This is a genomic window from Chitinimonas sp. BJB300, from assembly GCF_002735695.1.
Lineage (GTDB): Bacteria > Pseudomonadota > Gammaproteobacteria > Burkholderiales > Chitinimonadaceae > Chitinimonas.
In genome coordinates this window covers 1-2,294 of record NZ_PDZH01000265.1, presented here as the reverse complement: position 1 = coordinate 2,294, position 2,294 = coordinate 1, and the positions used below count along the sequence as shown (strand labels likewise).

Sequence of the window (2,294 nt, the reverse complement as noted above, 5' to 3'; positions counted from 1 at the left end):
CCCAGAGTCAGCCAACCGCGAAAAGGTTGATGCAACTTCCGGGTGTCGGTCCACTGATTGCCACGGCGATCATTGCCTCGGTAGGAGATGCAACGCAGTTCAAGAATGGCAGGCAGATGTCTGCTTCGATCGGCATTACGCCGGCCCAGCACAGTTCGGGAGGTAAATCGCGACTGCTTGGTATCTCGAAACGAGGCGATGCCTACCTACGGACATTGCTGATTCACGGTGCACGCTCGGCGATGCGAGCCGCCAAACACAAGACAGACAAGCTAAGCCGATGGATCACCGGGCTTGGAGAGCGTCGCCATGCGAATGTGGCAGTGGCGGCCTTGGCCAACAAGACCATACGCATTGCGTGGGCGATGATGCAAAACCAAACCGAGTACCAACCGGATTTCAACTTGGGCTAGCCCAAGCCAAAATCCGGTTTATTAGAAGTACGAATAGTCACACAAAGGAGCAGATCAACTTCGATTGCTGAGCAACCCGAAGGATGGCAAACAGGTCGAACCGGCGCTGATAAACCCCGAGAATGTCTAGGTGCGAGAAGCACGACAAAGCGATAGGGAATTGGCGCGCGAATAGCCCATCATGGCCCTGCATTGATAGTTCGATGCTGTTGTAAGAGGCCGGATATACGTGAGCAGTCGAACCTTCCAGCCAAAGACCGGGATGCTTGCAAACGAGGTGGGGTCCATATAAGGATTATACGAAATTTGGTAGAGCTGTCTTTAAGATCGATACTAATAATGGGGGGTATTCACTAGAAGGTGATGCAACTAATGTTGGTAATATTCAGCATTTTTGGGCATACCATAAAAATGGTGTTGATGGGACGAATGAGTTGGAAGGGCAATATATCTGGAATTTGAAGCATGAATTTATCCATTATTTGGATAATGTATTTAATCAAGGTGATTATGCTGACTTTAGTAATGAAGAGAAACGCTTTGTCTGGTGGCAAGAAGGTGTTGCAGAATATTTTTCCAAGCAAAATTCTTATCCTGATGCAATAGAAGCCGCACGCAAAAAAACCTATACGCTCAGCGACATATTTAATCACAGTTATGATATGAGTGATTATTTTGGTCGCGCTTATACCTGGGGGTACTTAGGGGTGAGGTTTATGTTTGAGCGACATCGTAATGACATAGAAAGTATGTTGGTTATGCTGCGGAATAACCAGCCTGCAGCCTATCGAAAATTAATCTTTAGTGACATCGGTACGCGCTATGACAGTGAATTTAATCAGTGGTTAGAGACGGTAAGCGTTGGCGGGGATTTTTCCGGAGCTAAATATGGTGGAGGGCGAAATGCAGCAACGTTGAATAGAGGGGTAGGTAAGATAACTTTTGGTAAGGATAGCGAATACAAACACAATGATACGGTACAGATTTACGGAAATGCCTATACCTATTCTTTGTTAGAGAGAGACAAGGCCAGTGGCAAAGGCTCAACAACAGGCTGGCGTTGTAATCCTCTGATTTGTAATCAAACCACACCCTTTCGCTGGAGTAATCAAGTGGGTTACTGGCTGCCCGGAAGTGGTGGTTCCACCGGTAGTGGCACGGGCGGTGGCGGTACAACTGACGGTGGTACAACCAATAGCACGGGCCAATTCGACGCTAGTAAGGGGTATCGAAATCTGGATCAAGCGGTATTCGAAGGAAAGACGTACACCTACAGCGTGTTGGTTGATGGCAAGCGGAGCAGTGAATATCCCCCTGTCTACGGCAGTACATGTGCCCCGATTACCTGCACAAGCCAGACCCCTTTCAGGAACAGTGACAATCGTGTTCACGCGTTCTGGCTGGAAGGCCAGGTAGCAACGGGTGGTACCACTAGTGGGAGTGGTACAACGAGTGGGGGAGGTTCGAGCGCGGTAGATACTTTTGACAAGTTTCATCAGTATCGACATGGCGACAAAGCCGTATTTCATGGTCAGAGCTATAGCTTCACGGTGACTGTGGATGGCGCAACCACGCAAACCTATCCGGTTTATGGTAGTACCTGTGTCCCTGCAAGCTGCACACCAAATCAACCTTGGATTAATGTAGATGGACGTTCCTCGGCATACTGGCAGTAATTAAAGTGCTATCCCTCTGAGCCTGACGGCCCAGGGGGATATTTCTTTATCAATCGCTCAGAAATGGCATTTCTCGATAGGGGGGTGTCAGGATTTCCGTGTTCAGGGCGGGTTTGAGATTCACACGGATGGCCGAATAAACCGGTCCGCGTAAAGAATAGCGAATTGGTTCATCGCCGTCTTCCAATCCTTAGCGGCACGACTC

At 48.8% G+C, this 2,294-nt stretch carries 2 protein-coding genes; both read left to right on the top strand.

Annotated features, from left to right (window positions below; genetic code table 11):
* On the top strand, positions 1-413 hold a 413-nt coding region (locus tag CSQ89_RS21145; RefSeq protein WP_143747125.1), incomplete at its 5' end, for an IS110 family transposase.
* Between the two features lie 266 nt (positions 414-679).
* A complete protein-coding gene (locus CSQ89_RS21140; RefSeq protein WP_099407937.1) occupies positions 680-2,089 on the top strand; it encodes a collagenase in 1,410 nt (469 codons plus the stop codon).
* The last annotated feature ends 205 nt before the right edge of the window (positions 2,090-2,294 follow it).